The following is a 20,078-nucleotide window of genomic DNA, read 5'->3' as shown; positions in this document are numbered from 1 at the left end:
TCGACCGCGTATTTTGCCTTCAAAGGCGCCTTCGGGCAACGCGGCGAGGGCGGCGCCCGGCCCCGCCGGGCAAGGCTTTGCGCGATCCGTCCATACGCTTGCGGCGGAACGCTGTAGCCCGCTTAGACCATTGTCTGCACGCTACCTGAACCCGATAAAGCGATAATCGGCGCCACGCCCGACCGCACGGTCGATCGGCGCTAAGCCAGCCACCGTGCCGTGCCTCACGCACGCCAGCCGCATCAAGGAGCTCCAACGACATGCCCGACTCCTACGCCACCCGTCGCAAACTGACCGTCAACGGCCGCGACTACACCTACTTCAGCCTGCCGGCCCTGGGCGAGCGCTTCGATATCGCCCGCCTGCCCTATTCGATGAAGATCCTGCTGGAGAACCTGCTGCGCCACGAGGACGGCGGCGCCACGGTCGGCAAGGAGCACATCGAGGCGGTGGCGCAATGGGACGCGGCCAAGGAACCCGATACCGAGATCGCCTTCATGCCGGCGCGGGTGGTGCTGCAGGACTTCACCGGCGTGCCCTGCGTGGTCGACCTGGCGGCGATGCGCGACGCGGTCGGCAAGCTCGGCGGCAACCCGAAGCAGATCAACCCGCTGATCCCCTCCGAACTGGTCATCGACCATTCGGTCCAGGTCGACGTGTTCGGCCGCCCGGACGCGCTGGACCTGAACGGCAAGATCGAGTTCGACCGCAACAAGGAGCGCTACAGCTTCCTGCGCTGGGGCCAGAAGTCGTTCGAGAACTTCAAGGTGGTGCCGCCGAACACCGGCATCGTCCACCAGGTCAATCTGGAAAACCTGGCCCGGGTGGTGGTCGGCCGCGAGGTCGACGGCGCCCTGCTGGCCTTCCCCGACACCGTGTTCGGCACCGACAGCCACACCACGATGATCAACGGCATCGGCGTGCTCGGCTGGGGCGTGGGCGGCATCGAGGCCGAGGCGGCCATGCTCGGCCAGCCCTCGTCGATGCTGATCCCGCAGGTGGTCGGCTTCAAGCTCAGCGGCCAGCTGCCGGAAGGCACCACCGCCACCGACCTGGTGCTGACCGTGACCCAGATGCTGCGCAAGCTCGGCGTGGTCGGCAAGTTCGTCGAGTTCTACGGCGACGGCCTGCAGCACCTGCCGCTGGCCGACCGCGCCACCATCGCCAACATGGCCCCGGAGTACGGCGCCACCTGCGGCATCTTCCCGATCGACGCCGAGGCGGTGAACTACCTGCGCCTGTCCGGCCGCTCGGAAGAGCAAATCGCCCTGGTCGAGGCCTACGCCAAGGCCCAGGGCCTGTGGCACGAGCCGGGCCAGCCGCACGCGACCTACTCGACCACGCTCGAGCTCGACCTGCGCGACGTCAGGCCCTCGCTGGCCGGCCCCAAGCGTCCGCAGGACCGGGTGCTGCTGGAAAACGTGCACAGCAACTTCAACGACAACCTCGGCCCGTTGATCGCCAACCGTAAGCCCAAGGGCGTGGGTTGCGCGATCGAGGAACTCAACGGCGAAGGCGGCGCCCAGCCGCAGGCCGAACACCTGGCGGCCAAGCCGGTGTCGAAGATCCGCATCCAGGAACAGGACGCCGAACTGTCCGACGGCTCGGTGGTGATCGCCGCGATCACTTCCTGCACCAACACCTCCAACCCGGCGGTGATGCTCGGCGCCGGCCTGTTGGCGCGCAACGCCGCCCGGCTGGGCCTGAAATCCAAGCCCTGGGTCAAGACCTCGCTCGGCCCGGGCTCGCTGGTGGTCACCGACTACCTGAAGAAGGCCGGCGTGCTCGACGACCTGGAGAAGCTCGGCTTCTACGTGGTCGGCTACGGTTGCACCACCTGCATCGGCAACTCCGGCCCGCTGCCGGACGAAGTCTCCAAGGGCATCGCGGAAAACGAGCTGGTGGTGGCCTCGGTGCTGTCGGGCAACCGCAACTTCGAAGGCCGCGTGCATCCGGAAGTGAAGGCCAACTACCTGGCCTCGCCGCCGCTGGTGGTCGCCTACGCGATCGCCGGCACGGTCAACATCGACCTGACCCAGCAGCCGATCGGCAAGGGCAGCGACGGCCAAGACGTGTACCTGCGCGACATCTGGCCGAGCAACAAGGAAATCGGCGACGTCATCGCCGCGACGGTCGGCCCGGAGCTGTTCGCGCAGAACTACGCCGACGTGTTCAAGGGCGATACGCGCTGGAACCAGATCGCTTCGCCGGACGGCGAGTCTTTCGCCTGGGACGAAGCCTCGACCTACATCAAGAACCCGCCCTACTTCGACGGCATGACCATGCAGGTCGGCAGCATCGACGACGTCCATGGCGCCCGGATCATGGGCCTGTTCGGCGATTCGATCACCACCGACCACATCTCGCCGGCCGGCAACATCAAGAAGGATTCGCCGGCCGGCCGCTACCTGATCGGGCGCGGCGTGCAGCCGGTCGACTTCAACAGCTACGGCAGCCGCCGCGGCAACGACGACGTGATGGTGCGCGGCACCTTCGCCAACATCCGCATCAAGAACCTGATGTTCGGCGGCGAGGAAGGCGGCAACACCCTGTACTACGGCGGCAACGGCGCCGCGCCGGAGAAGCTGGCCATTTACGACGCCGCGATGAAGTACAAGGCCGACGGCGTGCCGCTGGTGGTGTTCGCCGGCAAGGAATACGGCACCGGCTCCTCGCGCGACTGGGCCGCCAAAGGCACCAACCTGCTCGGGGTCAAGGCGGTGATCGCCGAGAGCTTCGAGCGCATCCACCGCTCCAACCTGGTCGGCATGGGCGTGCTGCCGCTGCAGTTCAAGGACGGCGAGAACGCCCAGAGCCACGGCTTGGACGGTTCGGAAACGATCAGCGTGACCGGTCTGGACGACGGCAAGGCCAAGACTGCGACGGTGACGGCGAAGAAGGCCGACGGCAGCGAGAAGCGCTTCGAGGTCAAGGTGCTGCTGCTGACGCCGAAGGAAGTCGAGTACTTCCGCCACGGCGGCATCCTGCATTACGTGCTGCGCCAGTTGGCGGCGAAAAAGGCCGCCTGACAGGCTCCGGACGGAGCGGAAGCCCCGCCCGCCGCAACGCGGCGGGCGTTCGCTCGGGCCGCGCGGCAATGCCGCGCAAACGGCCCGCCCTCACCCGCCACGGCGGCATCCTGCATTACGTGCTGCGCCAGTTGGCGGCGAAAAAGGCCGCCTGACAGGCTCCGGACGGAGCGGAAGCCCCCGCCCGCCGCAACGCGGCGGGCGTTCGCTCGGGCCGCGCGGCAATGCCGCGCAAACGGCCCGCCCTCACCCGCCACGGCGGCATCCTGCATTACGTGCTGCGCCAGTTGGCGGCGAAAAAGGCCGCCTGACAGGCTCCGGACGGAGCGGAAGCCCCCGCCACGGCGGCATCCTGCATTACGTGCTGCGCCAGTTGGCGGCGAAAAAGACCGCCTGACAGGCTCCGGACGGGGCGGGTGAGTCGCGTTCCCTTCTCCCGCTTGTGAGAGAGGGGCTAGGGTGAGGGCCTCGACGGCCCGCGTGCCCTCATCCGCCCCTTCGGAGCACCTTCTCCCGCAAGCGGGATGCAGCGGCGGCGCCGCTCGAAACCGCCCCCGAGGCAGAAGCGCCGCAAGTCGCGACCCACCCACGCCGGTTTGGCCCCGCCTGGGACGGACCCGCGCACCCAGATGCGGCCCCGCCCGGCCGCGTCCGAAGCCCTCCGACAGGCGATCGTCTTTTGCATACGCGCAGAACCGCCGAAGGCGATCTCACACGCCCAGGGCGCGCCGCCGCCCCCGATCGCGGTCACAGCCGCGGCTGCCATTGCGCCGAGGTCATGCGCCACTGGCCGTCTTGGTCGCGCCAACCGGTCTGCACCGAATACCACTGCGCCGCTTCGGGCAAGGGCTGCCCCGCCCCGCCGCCGAGCGCGGCCTCGAAACGCACGCGTGCGTGGCCATCCTGCAGCGCGATGTCGACCTTGCCGAGCTTGACCCAGACCGAGCGATAACGCAGGAAACTGGCCACCGCCAGGCGCCGCGCGCCGGCCCGGTCCATGCCTTCCGGACCGATGAAATCCTCGGCCAGTTGGGCCTCGATCGCGGCCGCATCGCGGGCATCGATCGCCGCCTGCAACTGCTCCATCGAAGCGCGCAGGCGTTGTTCCGGTGCCGGCCGTTCGGCGCAGCCGGCCAAGCCCAGCGCAAGCAGCGCGCCCCATGCCCAGCCGCGGCCGCCGCGCGCCGGGCGCGGCGAATCGGGGCCGGGAGCGGTCCGGACCGTCGGGATCGGGAAGGTCGCTAGCACGCTGCGCATGGCGGAAAAACACCGGTGGCGGAAAATCGCACGACCGTTCAATTGGCCGTGTCCGACTGCGATCCTGACAGGTCCGCGCCGCTGCCGACAACGCCTGCGCGAACGCTGCGCCGCCTCCTTGCCAGTGGGTAGAGCCTATGCTCCAATCGATCAAACACCGTACGGCGGCGCACACAGCCGCCTGCGCCGATATCTAAGCGATTAAAGAGGGGATCGCGATGAGTTTGGAACGTCCTTGGCTTGCCCAGTATCCGCAAGGCGTGCCCGCACAGATCGACGTCGACGAATTCCCGTCGGTGGTCTCGGTGCTGCAGAACGCGATCGACAAATACCGCGATCGCCCGGCCTTCTCGAATTTCGGCAAGGTCCTCACCTACGGCGACATCGACCGGCTCAGCGCCCAGTTCGCCGCTTACCTGCTCGGCGAGCTCAAGCTCAAGAAGGGCGATCGCGTTGCGATCATGATGCCCAATTGCCTGCAGTATCCGATCGCCACCTTCGGCGTGCTGCGCGCCGGCCTGAGCGTGGTCAACACCAATCCGATGTACACCCCGCGCGAGCTCAAGCACCAGCTCGTGGATTCCGGCGCGTCGGTGATCTTGGTGCTCGACAACTTCGGCAAGACCGTGGCCGAAGTCGTCGCCGACACCCAGGTCAAGCAGGTCATCACCACCGGCTTGGGCGACATGATCGGCGGGCTCAAGGGCCCGATCATGAACTTCGTGCTGAAGTACGTGAAGAAGATGGTGCCGGACTACGACATCCCCGGCGCCGTGCGCTTCCGCGACACCCTCACCCTGGGCCAGATGCACAAGCTGCCCGAGGTGGAGATCTCGCCCGACGACATCGCCTTCCTGCAGTACACCGGCGGCACCACCGGCCTGGCCAAGGGGGCGATGCTGACCCACCGCAACCTGGCCGCCAACATGCAGCAAGCCGCGGCTTGGGTCGGGGCCAACGTCAAGTACGGCCAGGAAGTCATCATCACCGCGCTGCCGCTGTACCACATCTTCGCCTTGACCGCGAACGGCCTGGTGTTCATGAAGTTCGGCGGACTCAACCACATGATCACCAACCCGCGCGACATGGCGGGCTTCGTCAAGGAACTCAAGAACACGCCGTTCACCGCGATCACCGGGGTCAACACGCTGTTCAACGGCCTGCTCAACACGCCCGGTTTCGATCAGGTGGATTTCTCGCGCCTGCACCTGACCCTGGGCGGCGGCATGGCGGTGCAGCGCTCGGTCGCCGAACGCTGGAAGCAGGTCACCGGCGTGACCCTGGTCGAGGCCTACGGTCTGACCGAGACCTCGCCCGCGGCCTGCATCAATCCGATGGACCTGCCCGAGTACAACGGCGCGATCGGCCTGCCGATCTCCTCCACCGACGCCTGCGTCAAGGACGAGGAAGGCCGCATGCTGCCGATCGGCGAAGTCGGCGAACTGTGCATCAAGGGCCCGCAGGTGATGAAGGGCTATTGGCAGCGGCCCGAAGAGACCGCACAAGTCATCGACGCCGACGGCTGGCTGCACACCGGCGACATGGCGCGCATGGACGAGCAAGGCTTCTTCTACATCGTCGACCGCAAGAAGGACATGATCCTGGTGTCCGGCTTCAACGTGTATCCGAACGAAGTCGAGGACGTGATCGCGATGATGCCGGGAGTGCTGGAAGTGGCCGCCGTCGGCGTGCCGGACGAGAAGTCCGGCGAAGCGGTGAAGGTGGTGATCGTGAAGAAGGACCCCGCGCTGACCGCCGACGAGGTCAAGGCCCACGCGCGCGCCAACCTCACCGGCTACAAGCACCCCCGCTACGTCGAGTTCCGCACCGAACTGCCCAAGACCAACGTCGGCAAGATCCTGCGCCGCGAGTTGCGCGACAACGCCAAGACGTGAGTTTGGGTGAGCCGGTCGCAGCGCCGCGCGCTACGACCGGCCATTGCCGCATTCAGGAGCCCCTGCCCGGCAGGGGCTTTTTTGTGCGCGCCAACGCAGGCAAAACGCGAACTCGGGCTTGTCTGAACACACTAGGAACGAGGTGTAGCATCGAATTGCGGGACTTTTTTCCCGCCACCGACCTCCAGGAGTCCGCCATGTCCATCTCCGCTCGTTTCCCCATCGCCGAAGCCGCTTCCGTCCGTTTCCCGGCCGCCGAAGCCAGCCTGTTCCGTCATGTGGCCGATGCCGCGGGCAGCGTCGATTGGGGCTACATGCACGCCCAGCCCGAGCTCGTCCATGGAGCGGACGCGGTCTATTCGCCCTGCTTCTCGATCCGCCTGCTCGACGACATGAAGCGGGTGCAGGAACGCATCCGCCGCGAACTGGCCGCCGACACCGATCCGCGCGCCGGCATCCGCCATTTCGTCCTCGGCTCGGAAGCCGATGTGTTCAATCTCGGCGGCGACCTGGCCCTGTTCTCGCGCCTGATCCGCGAAAACGATCGCGAGCGCCTGCTCGATTACGCGCGCCTGTGCATCGAAGTCGCGTTCAATCTCTATCAGCTGCACGAAGACCGCGTGCACAGCATCGCGGTGATCCAGGGCGACGCGCTCGGCGGCGGTTTCGAGGCGGCGCTGTGCTGCCACACCATCATCGCCGAGGCCGGCACCGGCATGGGCTTCCCGGAGGTGCTGTTCGACCTGTTCCCGGGCATGGGCGCCTACACCTTCCTGACCCGGCGCGTTTCGCCGGCCCAGGCCGAGCACATGATGCTCAACGCCCGCGTCTATCCGGTCGAAGAGCTGCTGCGCATGGGCGTGGTCGACCAGGTGGTGCCGCGCGGCTGCGGCCTGCAGGCGGCGCACGACACGATCAAGCGCAATCAGCGCATGGGCAACGCGCTGCGGGCGATGAACACCGTGCGCCAGGCCTGCCGTCCGGTCAGCCTCGAGGAGCTGCTGTCGGTCACCACCGAATGGGTCGACGCCGCCATGCGCCTCAGCGACCGCGGGCTCAAGACCATGGACCGTCTGGTGCGCGCGCAGCAGCGCCGGGCCGGCTCGGCCGCGCTGAATCTGGCGCTGGCATGATCGTCTTGCAGGGGGGAGCCTGCCACGCGTCCTGCGTGGCAGGATGCAACGTCACGATACGTCGGGGACGTCCTTGCTGCGCCCGCCGCCCCGGCTGAGGCGCGCGACTTCCTGACGGCTGAGGTCGGCGACCGCCGCCAGCTGACCGGCGAGTTCGCTGACGAGTTTGCCGTGTTCGCGCGCCAGCGCATCGTCGCCGGCCCGCATGATCTGCGAGCAGCGTTCGGCGATGGAGTGCGCACCCAGGTTTTCGCACACGCCCTTGTAGGCATGCGCGACCTCGCGGAATTCGTCCCACTGCTGGGCCAGGCCGGCCGCAGCGAGATTGGTCTGACAGGCCGCGGCGTCCTTGAGGCATTGCTCGACGAAGTCGCGCAGGAACTGATCGCCCAATCCCATTTCCGCCAGCTCGGCGAGCACCGCCGGATTGGTCAGCGGACGGCTGACGTCACTGATCGCGCGCACCGCCGGCAGACGCTGGGTGTCGACCACGTCGGCGATGGTTTCCAGCAGGCGCCCGACCACGATCGGCTTGGTCAGGAAGGCCATGGCGCCGGCTTCGCTGGCCGCTTCCGAAGCCTGCAAGGTGGCGTCGGCGCTGAGGATGATGGTCGGGGTGCGGCGGCTGTTGCCGGCCTGCATGAAGCGCAGCTGGCGGATCACGTCCAGGCCGCTCAGGCCGGGCATGTGCATGTCCAGGATGGCCAGTTCGAACTGGCCGGTCTCGAGCTGGTCCAGCGCCTCCTCGCCGTCGTTGACCGCCTGCACGCGGTGGCCGGCGCGTTCGAGGATGCGGGTCAGCACGGTGCGGTTGGCCGACTGGTCGTCGGCGATCAGCACCTTGAGGCCGCGCACCCGGGTCTTGTGGCGGATGAACGGGTCTTCGAACGAGACCACCTTGCCGCTTTCCTGCGGCTCGGCCTCGTGGGTCTGCGGCGCGGCCTCCTCCAGCCGCAGCGGCAGTTCGATCCAGAAGTGGCTGCCGCCGCCCGGATTGCCTTCCAGGCCGATCTGGCCGCCGAGCAACTGGGTCAGGGTCTTGGCGATGGTGGTGCCCAGACCGGTGCCGCCGAAGCGCCGGGTCGGGCCGTTGTCGACCTGCTCGAAGGCCTGGAAGATCCGCTCCTGGTCCGCGCTGGGAATGCCGATGCCGGTGTCGCGGACCGAGAAGCGCAAGCGCGCCTGGCGACCGCCGCCGGGCAGCGGCGCCGGCGCGCCGCCGTCGGCGATCCGGGTCACCAGCGACACGCCGCCCTTCTCGGTGAACTTGACTGCGTTGTGCAGCAGGTTCAGCAGCACCTGAGTCAATAGCGCGCTGTCGCCGTTCAAGCGCAGCGGCACGTCCTGCTCGACGTCGATCTTGAGGGTCAGGCCCTTGGCCGCGGCCAGCGGCTGCAGCATCTTCTGCAGGCGCTTCATCACCTCCTGCAGGTTGAAGTCGACGTCGCGGCGCTGCAGCTTGCCGGCCTCGATCGCCGAGATGTCGAGCACGTCGTTGACCAGCAGCAACAGCGATTGCGCCGAGGTATGGATGACGTCGGCGTACTCGCGCTGCTCCGGCGCCAGGCGGGTGCCGTGCATGAGCTCGGCCATGCCGATGATGCCGTTCAGCGGCGTGCGAAGTTCGTGGCTCATGTTGGCCAGGAAGCGGCTCTTGGCCTCGTTGGCCCGGCGCGCGTCCTCGGTGGCCTTCTGCAGGCTGCGCAGCAGCGAGGACAGATAGGCCGGAATCGCCACCAAACCCAGCCACAGGCCGGCGCTCAAATAGGGCTGGTCGCGCCAGTACGGATTGGCCAGGATCACCGCCAGGAACGAAGCGCCTGCCAGCGAGGCGGAGGTGTACAGATAACGGGTGCCGTAGCGCAGGCCGTTGCCGATGGTGACCCACAGGACGATCACGTACAGCGGCGCCAGCGAGGGCGCGTCCAGCGACATCAGCGCCGCCAGGGTCGAGTAGTCGGCGATCATGCCGATCCAGCGCCGCAGGTGCGAGACCCCGGGCCAGCGCACGATCCCGGCCAACAGCCCCAGCCCCACCAGCGATTCGGCGGACATCACCCAGAGCATGGTCTGGGTCGCCCGGCTGTCCTGCTCGAAGGCCTGCAGCCCGAGCAGATAGGCCACGATCAGGCAGGCGATGATCAGACGCACCAGGGCCTGCCCGTGCTCGCTGTCCGGGCGGTTGGATAGGCGCTCTTTCAGCAAGCGCAGGATGGAAGCCATCGGCTACTCCAAGCCGGGACGAGGAAAACTGGCGGAGTATCTGTCGCAAATTTCGTCGAGACGGGCGCGGCTGCGGATCAGCGCGTCCACGCACCGCGGGTCGAACAGGCGGCCCCGCTGGGCGTACATATACTCCAAAGCCTCTTCCACGTCCCAGGCTTTCTTATAGGGGCGGGGCGAAATCAGGGCGTCGAACACGTCGGCGACCGCCACGATCCGCGCCTCCAGCGGGATCTGCTCCCCGACCAGGCCGTCGGGATAGCCGCTGCCATCGTAGCGCTCGTGATGGCGCAGGGCGATCAGGGCCCCGGCCTGGATGAAGCGGTTCTGGCTGCCGCTGAGCAGTTCGTAGCCGATCTTGGGGTGGCGGCGCATGACCGCCGTCTCCTCCTCGGTCAGCGGGCCGGGCTTCATCAGCACCGAGTCGGGAATGGCGATCTTGCCGATGTCGTGCAGCGGCGCGGCCATCTCGATCACCCGGATCTCGTCTTCGAACATGCCCAGCTGTTCGGCGATCAGTCCGGCGATGTGCGACATGCGCTCCAGGTAGGCGCTGGTGCCGGCGTCGCGGTACTCGATCGCGCGCGCCAGCCGCGACAAGGTTTCGCGCTCGCGCTCTTCGACCTCGTGCATGCTCGACAGCAGGCGCTGTTCCAGCGACAGCGCACGCTGCTTGACGTTCTCCGACTGCTGGCGCAGCTGCAGCAGGTTGCGGCAACGTGCGCGCAGTTCGCGCGGACGCACCGGCTTGACCAGGAAGTCGATCACGCCGGCTTCCAGCGCGGCCTGGCGCACCGGTTCGTCGCCGACCACGGTGACCAGGATGATCGGAATGTCGCGATGCATCGGCAGGCGGCGGAAGCGGCGCGCGAACTCCAGGCCGTCGATGCCCGGCATGCGGTAATCGAGCAGCAACAGGTCGGGCTGATGCGTTTCGCACCAGGCGAGCGCGGCCTCGGGTTCGCCGAAATCGTGCACCGACAGCTCGGGCGCTATGTCCTCGATGATGTGGCGCAGCATGGTCCGCGCGGACGTTTGGTCATCGACGATAACGACGTTCACACCGGTATCCGTAGTAAGGCCGCCCCCTGTGGCGGCCGATCCGCGAGCATACCCCGCCGCGATGCCCGTGACAGCCGTCTAAGGTCCCAAGTGGCAAACCTAGAACACTTCCACACATAGCCCGTCGCAAATCTGCGGACCGCCGTCCGCCGCAGCAATGCGCGCGGTTCATCACGGTTTCTACGCAGCCCCATAACGAAAACGGCCAGCGGATGCTGGCCGTTCGCGGGCGCCGGTCGCGTTGGGCGGCGGGCGCCCGTTCGCGAACCCGGGCGAGACTCAGCCGCCGGCTTCCGGACGCATGTAGGGGAACAGCAACACGTCGCGGATCGAGGAGCTGCCGGTCAGCATCATCACCAGGCGGTCGATGCCGATGCCGAGGCCGCCGGTCGGCGGCAAGCCGACCTCGAGCGCGCGGATGTAGTCGGCGTCGTAGTGCATGGCCTCGTCGTCGCCGCCTTCCTTCTGGTCGACCTGGGCCTGGAAGCGCGCGGCCTGGTCTTCCGGATCGTTGAGCTCGGAAAAGCCGTTGGCCAGTTCCTTGCCGCCGATGAACAGTTCGAAACGGTCGGTCAGTTCCGGGTCGATGTCGTTGGCGCGCGCCAGCGGACTGACTTCGACCGGGTGGTCGGTGATGAAGGTCGGCTGGATCAGCGTGTGCTCGACGGTCTTCTCGAAGATCTCCAGCAGCAGCTTGCCCCAGCCGTACGCCGGCTTGACCGGGATCTTCAGCCGCGCGCAGTGAGCGCGCATGGCGGCGAGGTCGCGCAGTTCCTCACGCTTGATCTCCGGGTTGTGCTCCAGCACCGCGTCGGTCATCGACCAGCGGCGGAAGCCCGGTCCCAGGTCGATGACGCTGCCGTCCCATTCGACCCGAGTCGTGCCGAGCACGTCCTGCGCGGCATGGCGGATCACCGCTTCGGTCAGGTCCATGATCTCGGTGTAGGTGGCGTAGGCCTCGTACAACTCGAGCATGGTGAACTCGGGGTTGTGCCGGGTCGACACGCCTTCGTTGCGGAAGTTGCGGTTGATCTCGTAGACCCGCTCCAGGCCGCCGACCACCAGGCGCTTGAGGTACAGCTCCGGCGCCACACGCAGGTACAACTGCAGGTCGAGCGCATTGTGATGGGTGACGAAAGGCTTGGCCGCGGCGCCGCCGGGGATGTAATGCATCATCGGCGTTTCCACTTCCAGGAAGCGCCGCGCGTCGAGCCAGGCGCGCATGGCGCGGATGATCTTGGAGCGCTTGACGAACACCTCGCGCGCGTCCGGCGACACGATCAGGTCGACGTAGCGCTGGCGGTAGCGCTGCTCGACGTCGCTGAGACCGTGGAACTTGTCCGGCAGCGGACGCAGCGCCTTGGTCAGCAGGCGCAACGACTCGGCCTTGATCGACAGCTCGCCGGTCTTGGTCCGGGTCAGCGGACCTTCGGCGGCGACGATGTCGCCGACGTCCCAGCCTTTGAACTTGTCGTAGCTCTCGCCGAGCGCGTTGGCCTGCAGGAACAGCTGGATGCGGCCGGACTCGTCCTGGATCTGGACGAAGCTGGCCTTGCCCATGACCCGCTTGAGCAGGATGCGGCCGGCCACCGCGACGCGCTGGCCGCGGGCGTCGAGCGCCTCCTGGGTCCAGGCCTCGGCGTCGGCGTACTGCGCCTGCAGGTCGCCGACGTAATCGGCGCGGCGGAAGTCGTTCGGGAACGCGATCCCCTCCTCGCGCAGCGCCTTGAGTTTGCCGCGGCGCTCGGCGATCAGGTGGTTCTCGTCGATGGGCGGCAGGTCGTTGTCGGTCATTGCGGTTTTGGGATTCGGGATTCGGGATTGGGGATTCGAAGCAGGGATTCCGGGAGCGGGCGGGGTCGGCGTTGGCCAATCCCCAATCCCCGATCCCGAATCCCCTGGAGCAGGGATTCCGGGAGCGGGCGGGACCGGCTTTGGCCAATCCCGAATCCCCCATCCCGAATCCCCGAGGCGGCGCAGCCGCCTCAGACGGCGTCAGAACGTTTGGAGCCGACTTCCAGACCGGACTTCAGGCTGGCTTCGACGAACTCGTCGAGATCGCCGTCGAGCACTTTCTGGGTGTCGCTGCGCTCGATGCCTGTGCGCAGGTCCTTGATCCGGCTCTGGTCCAGCACGTAGTTGCGGATCTGGCTGCCCCAGCCGATGTCGGACTTGGTCGCCTCGACCGCGTCGCGCTCGGCGTTGCGCTTCTGCATTTCCAGCTCGTACAACTTCGCCGCGAGCATCTTCATGGCGCGGTCGCGGTTGGCGTGCTGGCTGCGTTCGGTCTGGCAGGCCACCACAATGCCGCTGGGCACGTGAGTGATGCGCACCGCCGATTCGGTCTTGTTGACGTGCTGGCCGCCCGCGCCCGAAGACCGGTACACGTCGGTCTTGAGGTCGGCGGGGTTGATCTCGATGTCGATCTTGTCGTCGACTTCCGGCGACACGAACACCGAGGTGAAACTGGTGTGGCGGCGGTTGTCGGAGTCGAACGGCGACTTGCGCACCAGCCGATGCACGCCGGTTTCGGTCTTGAGCCAGCCGTAGGCGAAATCGCCCTCGACGCGGAAGGTCGCCGACTTGATGCCCGCGACTTCGCCGCCGGAGACTTCCAGCAACTCGGTCTTCCAGCCGCGCGATTCGGCCCAGCGCAGGTACATGCGCAGCAGCATTTCCGCCCAGTCCTGGGCTTCGGTGCCGCCGGCGCCGGCCTGGATGTCGACGAACGCCGAAGCGCCGTCCATCTGCCCGGAGAACATGCGCTGGAACTCCAGCTTCTCCACGTCCTTGCTGTAGCGCTCGACGTCGTCGACCACGGCCAGCGCGGTGGACTCGTCGTCCTCCATCTCGGCCAGTTCCAGCAATTCCAGTCCGCCGATCAGGCCGTCGGTGAGGCTGCGGATGCCGGTCACCACCTTGTCCAGCGAGGCGCGCTCCCGGCCCAGGCCCTGGGCGCGCTCGGCGTCGTTCCAGACGTCGGGGCTTTCCAGCTCGCGGTTTACTTCTTCCAGACGTTCGACTTTGCTGTCGTAGTCAAAGATACCCCCTCAGCGCATCCAGCCGACCCTTGAGGTCGGCGATGCGCTGGCGGACGGGATTGAGTTCGATCATGTCCGAGTGGTCTTGATGCGGATGAACCGGCGATTCTAGCAGCCCGGCGGCCGCCCCGCCCTGCCCGGCCGCGGGCTCCGCCGCCCCGGCCGGCACCGTTCCGGCCTGCACGGGCGCCGCGGCGCCCGCCGGCCGCGGCCGTTCAGCGCACCTCGAACTCGCCGACCAGGATCTGCTCCTTGGCGTCCTTCAGCCGCAGGGTCACCTGCCGGTCCTGCTGGCCGGGGCCGCCGAAGCCGGTGCTCAGGCGCAGATTCAGGGTGGTCGCGCCGGTCACCAGTTGCTGGCGGTCGCCGAAGAACTGCGCCTCGACCTTGTACTTGCCCGGCTTGGCCCGGCGCAGGGCGAACTCCTCCGGTCCGTAGCCGCCGGTGAAATCGTCGGTGATGCGCCCGCCCTGGTAGGTCAGCGGATTGCCGTAGTAGCACTTCTCCCCGTTCGGGTCGGTGACCCACAGGTCCATGTCGCTGTTGTCGCTGTCCCAGCTCAGCACCGCGCGCAGGGCCAGCGGCAGGTTGCGGCGCAGGCGCGGGTCGACCCGGCTCAGGTCGACCCGGTCCGGATGCGCGGCGGCGATCGCGTTGAGCTCGGCCAGGGCGATCTCTTCGATGCCGTCGAAGCGACCGTCCCAAGCGCGCAGCGCGACCTCGTACAGACGGTCGACCGCCTCTTGCGGACGGCCGGCGGCGGCGTAGGCCAGGCCCAGGTCGCGGAAGCTCTGCGGCTCCTCCTCGGCCATCGCCAGCACCCGCTCCAACACCTGTGCCGCCAGCGCCGGTTGCCCGGCCTGCATCAGCCGGTAGCCGAGCACGCGCAGGACATGGCGGTTTTCCAAGTCGAGTTCGGCCAGATTGGACAGCACCCGCAGGGCCAGCTCCGGGCGGCCCTTTTCGAACAGCACATCGGCGACGTCGAGGTAGAACGCGGTGCTGCCGGCATAGGAATCGCGTTCGTCCAGGTAGATCGCGTAGGCGCTGCCGGCGTCGGCCTTGCGCAAGCGGCGGGCATAGGGCGAGTCGGGCTCCCAGGCCTGCAGGGCGATGCGAGCGGGGCGTTGGACGGGGCCGGACGGGCCGGCCTGATCGTCGTGCGCGATCCGGCTGGCGGTGACTACGATTCGATCCATGCCCGCGTCGGCCGCCGCAGCCTCCGCCGGCATCTCCACGCTGTCCAGGGTGGTGGGCTCCCGGGCGGAGTCCGACGGTGCCGGCAGCGCGGGCATGGGCGCGATCCCCGCGGCCGCCGCCGGCGCCGCCTCGGCCAGCCGATAGCGTTCGTTTCCGCCCAGCGCCGCCGGCGGCTTGCCCTTGGGGAAATCGCGTTGCCACCAGTCGATGCGCTGCTGGTAGCTGCCCGCGACCAGGTCGAGATGGATGCGGCGCTCGCCGGCGACGGCCTCTTCCTGCGCCGACAGCAGGCGACGGTATTCCTCGCGCAAGGGCGCCGGAGGTTCGATCCGATAGCGTGCATAGTCGGCCGCTTCTTCCAGCACGATCAGCGAGGTCTCGGCGGTGACCAGGCCGTGGCTCCGGCCGAGCCGGGCGATCTCGGCCCGATGGCGCTCCGGATCGGCCTGCAGTGCACGGATCGAGTACTGCGCCCACAACGTCGCGGGAAATGCGCTGGCCGGCGCATCGGCGGCGATCGGCAGGCTCAGTTCGCGCTCGCCGTCGGCGTCGCGCACCCGCAGGCGCAGCGTCGCCGGCGCATCGCGCAAGCGCCCGGCGATGCGCAGCAAGCCGCCGTCGGCGAAGGCCAACTCGGCCGCCGCATCGGCGATTCCGGCGCCGCTCGCCGAAAGCAATTGCGGAGCTTGTTCGAGCAACTCGCGCGCGGCGCGCTCGAGTTCGCCGGCGCGGCTCCAGGCGACCAGGCGGCCACCGTGAGCCTGGGCCAGCGCGCGCAGACGGTCGTTGTCGCCGTTGGCGCCGGCCGAATTGAGCGCGTACAGGCGTTGCTGCGGCCCCAGTTCGGGCAAGCGCTGATCGCCGTAGTTGAACAGGCCGTCGCTGACGAGCAGGTACTCGCCGATCTCGGCCTCGGCGTTCCAGCCGCCCGGATCGGTGGCACCGTCGTAGACCGTGTCGTCCAGCTCGCGGCGCAGCGCCGACCAGTCGCCGCCGCGCACCTGGAAGGTCTGCGCGGGCTCGGTGCGGTCGCGCAAACGGATCAGACGCACCTGCACCGTGCCGGCAGCGCGAAAATAGCGATCGAGCAGATTGAGTTCGCCTGGGTGATCGCGTTTGCGGCGCGAAGCCGAACTGTCCCACAGCAACCCCACCGTCTGCGGCAGCCGGCGCGGCGCCGAGGCGCCGCTCAGCGGCACTTCGGCGAGGAAATAGCGCTCGCCGGCGAAATCCTGGACATAACTCTCGGCCCGTTCGGCGCGCGGCAGACGCAGGCTCAACACCTCGCCCGGCGGACGCGCGCTCAATGCCAGGCGGTAACCGCGGCCGTGCCGCTCGGCTTTGAGCGCGCGCGCCAGCCCCAGCGGTTCGGGCTTCTGCGCCGTGCGCAATTCGCCTTCGAAACGGCCGGCGCCGTCGGCGAAACGCAGCGGCAGTTGGTACTGCCAGGCCTCGCCGTCGCGGCGCAGCGATTCGACCAGGTCCAGCCGCACCCGCCGGGTGCCGCCGGCCGGGATCGGATAGACCCGCAGCTTGAACTGATTGCCGGCGGTCTGCTCGAGCAGGCCTGGGTCGATGCCGCGCCGCTCGATCGCCTCGAACACCTGCCGCCCCTGCGCCTTCGGCACCGGCACCGCATCGCGCATCGCGCCGCCGATATCGAGGGCGAAGCCGGCGACTTGCTGGTCGGGCTGCAGGGGGAACTGCAGTTCGCCCTCCAGCACCCGCGCGTTCGGATTGCGGAACACCAGTTCGATCGAGGTCCGCGCCAGGCCGCCGACGATTTCGCCGTCGACCCGCGCCGATTCCAGTTCGATTGGGGTTTCCGCACCGGCGACCCGCAGCAGCGGCGGCAACGGCGGGGCGGTCAAGTGCCCGGGCGTCTGCGCGCCGGCCAGTCCGGCCAGTCCCAGGGGCAGGCTCAGCAGCAGGCCGACGAGCACGGCGGGCGCAAAGGGGAGTTTCACCGGAGGCGCTTCCTTGTGGCGGGGTCGAATCCCTCAACGCGCGAACTGCGCGAAAGGGGTGAGGCTTCCATGCCGACGGCGACGCCGCGGCTGCGCCAGCTTCGACGATACCGACGGGCGCGGCAAGCGCCACGACGCGCGCGGCCCCACGCAGTCGCCGGTCGCGGCTTGCGCCGCCACTGCCCGGGCCGGTGCGGTGGCTGGGGCCACCACTTGCGCCGCGGGTACGGGGAGCGCGCGACGCCGGTATTGCCCCGGGCGTCGGCGCCGTTCCCGATTGCGAGTCCGCTGTTGCGCCCCCTCGTTGAAAAGGGGGGGCTGGGAATTTGCTCTTGCTCCCGCCCGCGCCGCCGCCTGCGAGCGCGCGCTCGCGGCCTGCGCCGCCCCTCCCCGGGGCGATGGCTCAGGGGCGATGCAGGGAGCGCAACTGCAAGGCTTGACGCAGTTCGTCCAGCCCGGCGGTCGAGGTCAGCGCGATCTCGATGCTCTCGCCCGGCAACAAGGTCAATGCGTTGTCGGACAGGGTCGCATCGTGTTCGCCGAAGTCGATCCACACAGCGCGTGCGAAGGCGCCGGCATGCAGGCTCAGCACGTACCCGGCGCCCTCCCGGCGCAGTTCGGCGCGCAGCTTCGGGTCCGGCCAGGCCAGGGTCTTGGCTTCGCCGAAATAGACCGCGCGCCGCGACACGCTGCGGCCGTCGACGATCAGGTCGAACACCGCCGCGGTGCGCTGGGGGTCGGCGCCGCGCAACAAGTCCTGGTCGCTCCAGGCGCCGGCCGCGGTGGACGCGGCCGCGGCCAGGGTCGCCGGATGGCGTTCGTCGCGGTGCACCTTGCCGGCGAAGTCCACCACCCGCAGGCGCCACTGCGCCGGTACGGCGTCCTGCCGGTCGGAGATCAGATTCAACTCGGTGCGCGCCGCCACCGGCCGCCGCAGCGGCGCGACGGCCAGTTCGGCGAAGAAGCGCTTGGCGTGGAAATGCAACGGCTTCCAGCGTCCGAAGTAGTCCAGGCTGGCCCAGGACGCGCCCGGCCAGACGTCGTTCAACTGCCAATACAGCGAGCCCATGGTGCGCGGCCGCGAGGCGCGGTGATGCAACGCCGCCAGTTCGATGCCCTCGGCCTGGACCTGCTGGCTGAGGTAGACGAAATCGGCGAAGTCGCGCGGCTCGCCGTACTCGCCGCGGATGTACTTGAGCAGGCGGGTATTGCCGTCGCCGGCGAGGAACTTCTGGTGGGCGCGGATCACCGGCGTGTCGATGCCCTGCTCTTCCGGCTTGGCGAATGCGCCGATGGTGCGCAACGAGGGCCAGCCCTGCAGCCCGTACTCGGACATGAAGCGCGGAGTCTCGTCCAGATAAGCCGTGGCCGGCAGCGCCGGACCGCCCCACACGTCCCAGTAATGCTTGTCGCCGTGGTTGGAGTCGTTGGCCTTCTCGGCCAGATCGTTGCTCGGCGAGCTCGACCAGTACGGCACGCCTGCGCCCTCCTCGGCCACGACCTGGCGCAGGTCCTTGCCGAACAGCGCGACGTAACCGTCCCACACGGTCTGGGCGAAGGCCGGATCGGCTTCCTTGAGTTTCTTGCCGTGGCCCCAGTCCTTCCAGGCGGTCTCCTCTTCGTTGTTGCCGCACCACAGCACGATGCTGGGGTGATTGCGCAGCCGGCGCACGTTGTCGCGCGCCTCGGCGACCACGTTGGCGCGGAACGCCGCGTCGTACGCCGGCGGCATGCCGCCGCCGAACATGAAGTCCTGCCAGACCATCAGCCCCAGTTCGTCGGCGATATCGAAAAAGTCGTCCGACTCGTAATAGCCGCCGCCCCAGTTGCGGATCATGTTCATGTTGGCGTCGCGCGCCGACTGCAGGTCGCGACGCAGGCGCTCGCGGCTCACCCGCGCCGGAAACGCGTCGAACGGAATCGCGTTGGCGCCCTTGGCGAACACCTCCACGCCGTTGACGACGAAGGCGAAGCCTTGGCCGTGCGCATCCTTCTCCCGCTTGATCTCGACCGTGCGCAGACCGGTACGTCGGCTGGCCTGCGCCAGCACCGCGTCGCCGTCGCGGACCGTGGCACGGAACGCGTACAGGGGTTGCGCGCCGTAGCCGACCGGGTACCACAACTGCGGCCGTTCGATGCGCAGCGGGATCGACACCCGGTTGAGGCCCGCGCTCAGCCGAGCTTGCTGGCGCAGCACTCGGCGGGCGCCGTCGGGCGCGGTGTATTCGAGCTCGACCGAGGCCTCGCCGGCTTGGGCGCCGACGATCTCCAGCTCGGCCGACAGCTCGGCCGCGTCGCGCCCGATACGCCGCGGTTGCAGGTGCAGATCGGCCAGGCGCAGGCGGTCCCAGCTCTCCAGGCGCACGCCGCGCCAGATCCCGGCGCCGACGTAGCGCGGGCCCCAGTCCCACCCGTAGTGGTAGCCCGGCTTGCGCGCGAAGTTGCCGGTCATCGCGTCCTTGGGCTCGTCGCCGTAGGGCGACGGATAGTTGCCGGCGATCTTGTTCGGCATCGCCTGCACCTGCGGCAGCAGCTTGCGGATCGGCGAGGCGAACACCACCCGCAACTCGTTGCCGCGTTCGCGCAGGCGGCCGTCGACCGGCACGCGCCAGGTGCGGAAGCTGTTGTCGGCGCGCAGCAGTTCGCGGCCGTTGAGATAGACGGTGGCGAACGTGTCCAGGCCATCGAACACCAGTTCGTTGCGCGCGCGGGCGAGCGTGGCGCGGTCCAGGTCGAAGCCGGTGCGGTACTCCCAACCGGCCAGGCCGATCCATTGCAGCTGCGCCTCCGGCGCGCCGACGTAAGGGTCGACGATCAGCCCGGCGGCAAGCAGGTCGGTGTGGACGTGGCCCGGCACGCGTGCGCTGCGCCATTGGGTCGCATCGCGATGCGCGGCCGCCTCGGGATCGTCGGGCAGCAGGCGGAACTGCCAGCCCGCGTGCAGCTCGCGGCTGGCCAGCGGTGCGGCCTGGGCCGACCACACGGCAGCGATCGCCAGCAGCATCAGGACGAGGGCGGCGAGCGAGCGCCAGGGGGACGAGGGCCTTGCGGTCTGGGGCATGGAGTCACCTGTCGAAAAGGGGGCGGCAGGCCGGCCGGCGCCGGGCCGTGCGCGAATCCTGGGCCGCACCCGCGCGGCGGGGGCGGCCGTGACGGCGGCGAAAACGATCGGGCGGGAGGCCCGCCGAAAAAAACGGGAGCGCGCATTCCCGCGCTCCCGTTCCGAGGTCCGGACAAGACCTCGCGGCACGCTTTCCGAGGGTGGCCGCGA

The 20,078-nt window shown here is 68.6% G+C and carries 10 protein-coding genes; 3 read left to right on the top strand and 7 right to left on the bottom strand.

Going from position 1 to position 20,078, the window contains the following annotated elements:
- The first annotated feature begins 260 nt into the window (after positions 1-260).
- The gene (acnA, locus tag V2J18_RS10920) at positions 261-3,029 is read left to right on the top strand and encodes an aconitate hydratase AcnA (RefSeq protein WP_064746701.1); all 2,769 of its coding nucleotides are present in this window, start codon (positions 261-263) and stop codon (positions 3,027-3,029) included.
- 747 nt (positions 3,030-3,776) lie between these two features.
- On the opposite strand, the gene V2J18_RS10915 is transcribed toward acnA, so the two are convergent.
- Complete coding sequence (locus tag V2J18_RS10915) at positions 3,777-4,286, bottom strand: DUF4440 domain-containing protein (RefSeq protein ID WP_336131789.1); 510 nt, start codon at positions 4,284-4,286, stop codon at positions 3,777-3,779.
- A 218-nt stretch (positions 4,287-4,504) separates the two neighbouring features.
- On the opposite strand from V2J18_RS10915, the gene V2J18_RS10910 reads away from it, so the two are divergent.
- Both V2J18_RS10910 and V2J18_RS10905 read left to right on the top strand, forming a co-directional pair.
- Entirely contained in the window at positions 4,505-6,181 is a 1,677-nt protein-coding gene (locus V2J18_RS10910; RefSeq protein WP_064746703.1) for a long-chain fatty acid--CoA ligase, read from the top strand.
- Between the two features lie 197 nt (positions 6,182-6,378).
- Positions 6,379-7,314 (top strand): crotonase/enoyl-CoA hydratase family protein, encoded by a 936-nt coding sequence (locus V2J18_RS10905; protein ID WP_079248042.1) that lies wholly within the window; start codon positions 6,379-6,381, stop codon positions 7,312-7,314.
- Positions 7,315-7,365: 51 nt separating this feature from the next.
- Here the strand turns inward: V2J18_RS10905 and V2J18_RS10900 are convergent, their stop codons facing one another.
- From V2J18_RS10900 to V2J18_RS10875, 6 genes are all read right to left on the bottom strand, one after another.
- Complete coding sequence (locus tag V2J18_RS10900) at positions 7,366-9,537, bottom strand: ATP-binding protein (RefSeq protein WP_336131788.1); 2,172 nt, start codon at positions 9,535-9,537, stop codon at positions 7,366-7,368.
- 3 nt (positions 9,538-9,540) lie between these two features.
- A complete protein-coding gene (locus tag V2J18_RS10895; protein WP_064746705.1) occupies positions 9,541-10,662 on the bottom strand; it encodes a response regulator in 1,122 nt (373 codons plus the stop codon).
- A 216-nt stretch (positions 10,663-10,878) separates the two neighbouring features.
- A complete protein-coding gene (gene lysS, locus V2J18_RS10890) occupies positions 10,879-12,393 on the bottom strand; it encodes a lysine--tRNA ligase (RefSeq protein ID WP_336131787.1) in 1,515 nt (504 codons plus the stop codon).
- A 191-nt stretch (positions 12,394-12,584) separates the two neighbouring features.
- Positions 12,585-13,713 (bottom strand): peptide chain release factor 2 gene (prfB, locus tag V2J18_RS10885; RefSeq protein WP_141233345.1). Its coding sequence is split into 2 segments (ribosomal slippage): positions 12,585-13,637 and positions 13,639-13,713, totalling 1,128 coding nucleotides; the frame shifts between segments, so codons are not numbered across the junction.
- A gap of 142 nt (positions 13,714-13,855) precedes the next feature.
- Positions 13,856-16,807, bottom strand: a complete 2,952-nt coding sequence (locus V2J18_RS10880; protein ID WP_336131786.1) for a VIT domain-containing protein — start codon at positions 16,805-16,807, stop codon at positions 13,856-13,858.
- A gap of 403 nt (positions 16,808-17,210) precedes the next feature.
- Entirely contained in the window at positions 17,211-19,868 is a 2,658-nt protein-coding gene (locus tag V2J18_RS10875; protein WP_425605995.1) for a beta-mannosidase, read from the bottom strand.
- Positions 19,869-20,078: the final 210 nt, after the last annotated feature.

Source organism: Lysobacter firmicutimachus, from assembly GCF_037027445.1.
Taxonomy (GTDB): domain Bacteria; phylum Pseudomonadota; class Gammaproteobacteria; order Xanthomonadales; family Xanthomonadaceae; genus Lysobacter; species Lysobacter firmicutimachus.
Note: the sequence above shows the minus strand (reverse complement) of the source record. Positions and strands in the feature narration are given on the sequence as shown.